General features: G+C 72.9%; 6 protein-coding genes. 4 read left to right on the forward strand and 2 right to left on the reverse strand.

Annotated elements, in window-relative coordinates; all coding sequences use genetic code 11:
* The 3 genes from B7L92_RS35920 to serC form a co-directional block, all read left to right on the forward strand.
* Window positions 1-792 (forward strand): cytochrome P450 family protein (locus tag B7L92_RS35920; RefSeq protein WP_143626446.1); only part of this gene is annotated, 792 nt, incomplete at its 5' end.
* Complete coding sequence (locus B7L92_RS35925; RefSeq protein WP_081241382.1) at window positions 789-2,045, forward strand: cytochrome P450 family protein; 1,257 nt, start codon at window positions 789-791, stop codon at window positions 2,043-2,045. The genes B7L92_RS35920 and B7L92_RS35925, both read left to right, overlap by 4 nt.
* Before the next feature lie 113 nt (window positions 2,046-2,158).
* A complete protein-coding gene (serC, locus tag B7L92_RS35930) occupies window positions 2,159-3,277 on the forward strand; it encodes a phosphoserine transaminase (protein ID WP_081241383.1) in 1,119 nt (372 codons plus the stop codon).
* A 61-nt stretch (window positions 3,278-3,338) separates the two neighbouring features.
* Here serC and B7L92_RS35935 read toward each other — a convergent pair whose 3' ends face one another.
* Both B7L92_RS35935 and B7L92_RS35940 read right to left on the reverse strand, forming a co-directional pair.
* A complete protein-coding gene (locus B7L92_RS35935) occupies window positions 3,339-4,160 on the reverse strand; it encodes an ABC transporter permease (protein ID WP_081241384.1) in 822 nt (273 codons plus the stop codon).
* Complete coding sequence (locus B7L92_RS35940) at window positions 4,157-5,131, reverse strand: ATP-binding cassette domain-containing protein (protein ID WP_081241385.1); 975 nt, start codon at window positions 5,129-5,131, stop codon at window positions 4,157-4,159. Before B7L92_RS35940 ends, B7L92_RS35935 begins: the two co-directional genes overlap by 4 nt.
* An 87-nt stretch (window positions 5,132-5,218) precedes the next feature.
* On the opposite strand from B7L92_RS35940, the gene B7L92_RS35945 reads away from it, so the two are divergent.
* Window positions 5,219-5,995 (forward strand): TetR/AcrR family transcriptional regulator, encoded by a 777-nt coding sequence (locus B7L92_RS35945; RefSeq protein WP_081241386.1) that lies wholly within the window; start codon window positions 5,219-5,221, stop codon window positions 5,993-5,995.
* Window positions 5,996-6,122: the final 127 nt, after the last annotated feature.

A 6,122-nucleotide genomic window follows, 5' to 3' on the forward strand; every position in this document is an offset into this window, starting at 1 on the left:
TTCGCCGCGCTGCTGCCCGTGCGGGTCCTCGCCCGGCTCTACGGCTTCACCGACGAGGAGAGCCCGGCGCTGGTCACCGCCCTCAACGACATGATCGACGGGCGGGAGCGGGCGCTGGCGGGCCAGGCCCACCTGTTCACGTCGATGACGGAGCTGGTGGCGAGCCGCCACAAGGAGCCCGCCGACGACGTCGCGTCCCGGATGCTCGCCGACACCTCGGGCTTCACCGAGGAGGAGATCGTCCAGGACCTCATGGTGATGCTGGCCGCCGGGCACCAGCCGACCGCCGACTGGATCGGCAACTCCCTGCACCTGATGCTCACCGACAGCCGGTTCGCCGCCTCCCTCTTCGGCGGCCGCAACAGCATCGCCGAGGCCATGAACGAGGTGCTGTGGGAGGACACCCCCACCCAGAACGTGGCCGGCCGCTGGGCGTCCCGCGACACCCAGCTCGGCGGCCGCCGCATCCGCGCGGGGGACATGCTGCTGCTCGGCCTCCAGGGCGCCAACTCCGACCCCCAGGTGCGCACCGACGGCTCGGCCCTGACCGGCGGCAACAGCGCGCACTTCTCCTTCGGCCACGGGGAGCACCGCTGCCCGTTCCCGGCGCAGGAGATCGCCGAGGTGATCGCCCGGACCGGTATCGAGGTCGTCCTAGACCGGCTGCCCGACATCGACCTCGCGACGCCGGCCTCGTCCCTGACCCGCCGCCCGTCGCCGTGGCTGCGGGGGCTGTCCGAACTTCCGGTCACCTTCACACCCACTCCCGCCCTTGGAGGCACGCGCTCATGACGGCTGGCACGGACTCTCCGACGATCACGCCCGGCACCGAGCAGACCCCCATCCACCTCGACCCGTTCGTCGGCGACCTGGACGGGGAGAGCGAGGCGCTGCGGGCCGCGGGGCCCCTGGCCGCCGTGATCCTGCCGGGCGGCGTCCCGGTGTGGGCGGTCACGCACCACGCGGAGGCGAAGAGGCTCCTCACCGACCCCCGGGTGGTGAAGGACATCAACGTCTGGGGTGCCTGGCAGCGCGGCGAGATCGCCCCCGACTGGCCGCTGATCGGTCTGGCCAACCCGCCCCGCTCCATGCTCACCGTGGACGGCGTCGACCACCGCCGGCTGCGCACCCTGGTCGCCCAGGCGCTCACCCCGCGCCGGGTGGAGCGGATGCGGGAGCGGATCACCGAGCTGACCGAGGGCCTGCTGGACGACGTGGCCGCGCGGCCCGGCGACACGGTCGACCTGAAGGCGGCGTTCGCCTACCCGCTGCCGATGTACGTCGTCGCCGAGCTGATGGGGCTGGCCGAGGAGCGGCTGCCGCGGCTGAAGGAACTCTTCGAGAAGTTCTTCTCCACGCAGACCCCGCCGGAGGAGGTCATCGCGACCCTGACCGAGCTGGCGCAGATCATGACCGAGACGGTCGCGCACAAGCGGGAGCACCCCGGCGACGACCTGACGTCCGCGCTGATCCAGGCGTCCGAGGAGGGCGACCACCTCACCGACGAGGAGATCGTCTCCACGCTCCAGCTGATGGTCGCGGCCGGCCACGAGACGACGATCTCCCTCATCGTCAACGCGGTGGTCAACCTCTCCACCCACCCCGAGCAGCGCGAGCTGGTGCTGTCCGGCAAGGCGGACTGGTCGGCGGTGATCGAGGAGACCCTGCGCTGGTCCACGCCCACGTCCCACGTGCTGGTCCGGTTCGCCACCGAGGACGTGCCGGTCGGCGACAAGGTCCTGCCCGCCGGGGACGCGCTGATCGTGTCGTACGCCGCGATCGGCCGCGACGAGCAGGCCCACGGCCCCACGGCCGGCGCCTTCGACATCACCCGCGAGACCGCCGGCCGCCACATCTCCTTCGGCCACGGCCCGCACGTCTGCCCCGGCGCGGCCCTGTCCCGCCTGGAGGCGGGCGTGGCGCTGCCCGCCCTGTACGCGCGCTTCCCCGAGCTGGACCTGGCGGTCCCGGCGAGCGAACTGCGCAACAAGCCGGTGGTCACCCAGAACGACCTCTACGAGCTGCCGGTGCGGCTCGGGAGCTGAGCCGTACGGGGGCGGGGCGACGGCCCCGCCCCCTTCCGCCGTGCGGTCCGTCGTCCGTCTCAGCCGACGGACGACGTTTCGCCCGGGTTTCGCGGAGCCGCTAGGCTCCGTCCGTGGCTGAGATCCAGATTCCCGCTGACATCAAGCCCGCCGACGGTCGATTCGGCGCGGGCCCCTCCAAGGTGCGGACGGAAGCGCTGGACGCGCTGGCCGCGACCGGCGCCTCCCTCATGGGCACCTCCCACCGCCAGGCCCCGGTGAAGAACCTGGTCGGCAGGGTGCGCGAGGGCATCCGCGACCTGTTCCAGCTGCCCGACGGCTACGAGGTGATCCTCGGCAACGGCGGCTCCACCGCGTTCTGGGACATCGCGACCCACGGCCTGATCGAGAACAAGTCGCAGCACCTCAGCTTCGGCGAGTTCAGCTCCAAGTTCGCCAAGGCCGCCCAGCTCGCCCCCTGGCTCGCCGAGCCGGACGTGATCTCCGCCGACCCGGGCACGCACCCCGAGCCGGTCGCCGCGGCCGGCGTGGACGTCTACGCCCTCACCCACAACGAGACCTCCACCGGCGTCGCCATGCCGATCCACCGCGTCGCCGGGGCCGACGAGGGCGCCCTCGTCCTGGTGGACGCCACCTCCGGCGCGGGCGGCCTGCCGGTCGACATCGCCGAGACCGACGTCTACTACTTCGCCCCGCAGAAGTCCTTCGCCGCCGACGGCGGCCTGTGGATCGGCGTGTTCTCCCCGGCCGCGATCGAGCGCGCCGAGCGGATCCACGCGAGCGGCCGCCACGTCCCGGAGTTCTTCTCGCTGCCCACCGCGATCGACAACTCCCGCAAGAACCAGACGTACAACACCCCGGCCCTCGCCACGCTGTTCCTGCTCAACGAGCAGCTGGAGTGGCTCAACGGCCAGGGCGGCCTCGACTTCGCGGTCCGCCGCACCGCCACCTCCGCCCGCACCCTGTACGGCTGGGCGGAGGACGTGAAGTTCGCGAGCCCCTTCGTCACCGACCCGGCCAAGCGGTCCCAGGTCATCGGCACCATCGACTTCACCGACGAGGTGGACGCCGCCGCCGTCGCCAAGGTGCTGCGCGCCAACGGCATCGTCGACACCGAGCCCTACCGCAAGCTCGGCCGCAACCAGCTCCGCGTGGCGATGTTCCCGGCGATCGACCCGGCGGACGTCGAGGCGCTGACCCGGTGCGTCGACTACGTGATCGAGAAGCTCTGAGCGGTACGTGAACGAGGGGCGCCCGGCGGTGGTCCGCCGGGCGCCCCTCACGCGTACCGGCTCACCGGCTGAGCCGCTGGAACCTCCGCACCGCGAGCGGCAGGAAGACCGCCGTCAGCACCAGGGGCCACACCCCCGCCATCAGCAGCGCGTGCTGCTCGACCCAGGAGTCCCCGCCGCCGACCGGCGTGCCGAACAGGCCACGGGTGGCCGCCGCGGTCGAGGAGATCGGGTTCCAGGCCGCGACCCCGCCCAGCCAGTCCGGCATGAGCTGCGGCGCCACGAAGGTGCTGGAGATCATCGTCAGGGGGAAGGCGACCGCGAACAGCCCGCCCGCCGCCTCCGGGTTGGGCACCAGCAGGCCCAGCCAGACCCCGATCCAGATCAGCGCGAACCGCAGCCACAGCAGCAGCCCGAACGCCGCCAGGAAGCCCCAACCGCCCTCCGGCCGCCAGCCCATGGCCAGCGCGGTCAGCATCATGATCGCCAACTCCGCGCAGGCGACGAGCAGGTCGGTCACCCCGCGTCCGGCCACCACCGCGGACGAGGCCATCGGCATCGAGCGGAACCGGTCGATCACGCCCTTGGTGGAGTCGTGGACCACGAGGGTCGCCGTGTTGACGAACCCGAACGCCATCGTCATCACGAACATCCCCGGCATCAGGAAGTCCTTGTAGTCCCCGCCGCCGGGCACCTTCATCGCGCTGCCGAAGACATAGCCGTAGAGCAGCACCGACAGGATCGGGAAGCCGAGCTGCCAGGCGATGTTGACGGGCTGGCGCCGGTAGTGGGTCAGGCCGCGCCGGACGACGTTCCAGCAGTCGGCGAGCACCCAGTACACCCGGCCGTGCGCGGCCGGTCCGGTCAGGTCGACGGCGCTCACGCGGCGGCCTCCTTCGTCTGCGCGGTGTCCGTGCGGTGCCCGGTCAGCCGCAGGAACACGTCGTCGAGGCTGGGCCGGCGCAGCCCGATGTCCTCGACCCGCACGCCCTCGTCCTGCAGGGTGCGCGCCACGTCGGTGAGCGCGGCCACCCGGTCGGTCACGGGGGCGTGCACCCGCAGCTCGGTCTCGTCCGCGTCGGGCTCGCCGTCGGCGACCCTCGCCACGACCTTCACCACCCGCGGGACGTCGGCGCGGTCGGCGACGACGACCTCGATGCGGTCGCCGCCGACCCGGCTCTTCAGCCCGTCCGGGGTGTCGTCGGCGATGGCCCGCCCCTGGTCGATGACGGTGATCCGGGAGGCCAGCCGGTCGGCCTCCTCCAGGTACTGCGTGGTCAGCAGCACGGTCGTGCCGCCGGCCACCAGGTCCCGTACCGATTCCCACACCTCGCCCCGGCTGCGGGGGTCGAGTCCCGTCGTCGGCTCGTCCAGGAAGAGCACGGCGGGCGCGAGGACCATCGAGGCGGCGAGGTCGAGGCGCCGCCACATGCCGCCGCTGTAGCCGCCGACGCCCTGGTCGGCGGCGTCGGTGAGGTCGAACCGCTCCAGCAGCTCGGCGGCCCGCAGCCGGGCCCGCCGGCCGCCCAGGTGGAACAGCCGCCCGAACATCTCCAGGTTCTGCCGCCCGGTGAGCACCTCGTCCACCGCCGCGTACTGACCGGTGAGCCCGATCCGCGCCCGCACCTCGCGCGGCTGCCGGGCGACGTCGAGCCCGGCCACCGTGGCCCGCCCGCCGGCCGGCCGGACCAGCGTCGACAGGACGCGCACGGCGGTGGTCTTGCCGGCGCCGTTCGGTCCGAGCAGTCCGTGCACGGTGCCCTCGCGGACGGCGAGATCGAAGCCGTCGAGGGCGCGTTTCTCGCCGTAGCGCTTCTCCAGGGCCTCGGCCCGGACCGCGTAACCGTCGTTCATGGGTCCCCCCTTCCAATAACTGGGTACACCGTACCCGATTGCGCGTACGGCGTACCCAGTTTTTTCGCGCGGATCTAGACTGCCCTCATGACGAGCGGTAGGGGCGGCACGGAGAGCAGTGGCAGCGGCGACATCGCCCGCACCCTCGACCTGCTGTGGGACACGGGCCGGCGGCCCAGCCGGGGGCCGAAACCCGGCCTGACGCTGGAGCGCGTCGTCGAGGCCGCCATCGAGGTCGCGGACCGGGACGGGCTCGGCGCCGTCTCGATGCGCCGGATCGCCGCGGAGCTCGGCACCGGCACGATGTCCCTGTACCGCTACGTCCCCGGCAAGGGCGAGCTGCTCGACCTGATGCTGGACCGCGTGCAGCGCCCCTCGGACGACCCCGCCGACCCCGCCGACCTCGGCGACGGCGGCTGGCGCGCGGCCCTGGAGGCCCTGGGGCACGCCACCCTCGCCCTGTACCGCCGCCACCCCTGGCTGCTGGAGGTCAACCAGTCGCGCCCGATCCTCGGCCCGAGCGCGCTCGACGGCATGGAGAAGGTGCTCGCCCGGATCAAGCCGATGGGCCTGTCCGACCCCGAGCTGGTGTCGGCGATCATCCTGATCGACGGGTACGTCGTCGGGGCCGCCCGCACCCAGCTGTACGAACAGGAGGCGGAACGCAGCTCCGGGCTGACGGACGCGCAGTTCTGGGAGGCCCAGCGCCCGGCGCTGGAGAAGGCCATGACCAGCGGGCGCTACCCCGTCCTGGCCGGCCTCTCCGAGGACACCTTCGGCCCCGACTTCGACCACTTCGCGTTCGGACTGCAGCGCATCCTGGACGGCCTGGAGGTGCTCGTGGCCCGGCGGGCCGGAGAGTGACGGCCGCCTGCCGCCTCAGCGCCGGCGCCGCAGCCGGCCCAGCCCGAAGAGGGCCGCGACGACGACGGCCGCGGCGACGAGTCCCCCGGTCCCGATCCCGCCCTCGCCACCGTCGGCGCTCTTCCCG

Origin of the sequence: Streptomyces viridosporus, assembly GCF_002078235.1 — a bacterium.
In the GTDB taxonomy this organism is placed as follows: Bacteria; Actinomycetota; Actinomycetes; order Streptomycetales; family Streptomycetaceae; genus Streptomyces; species Streptomyces viridosporus.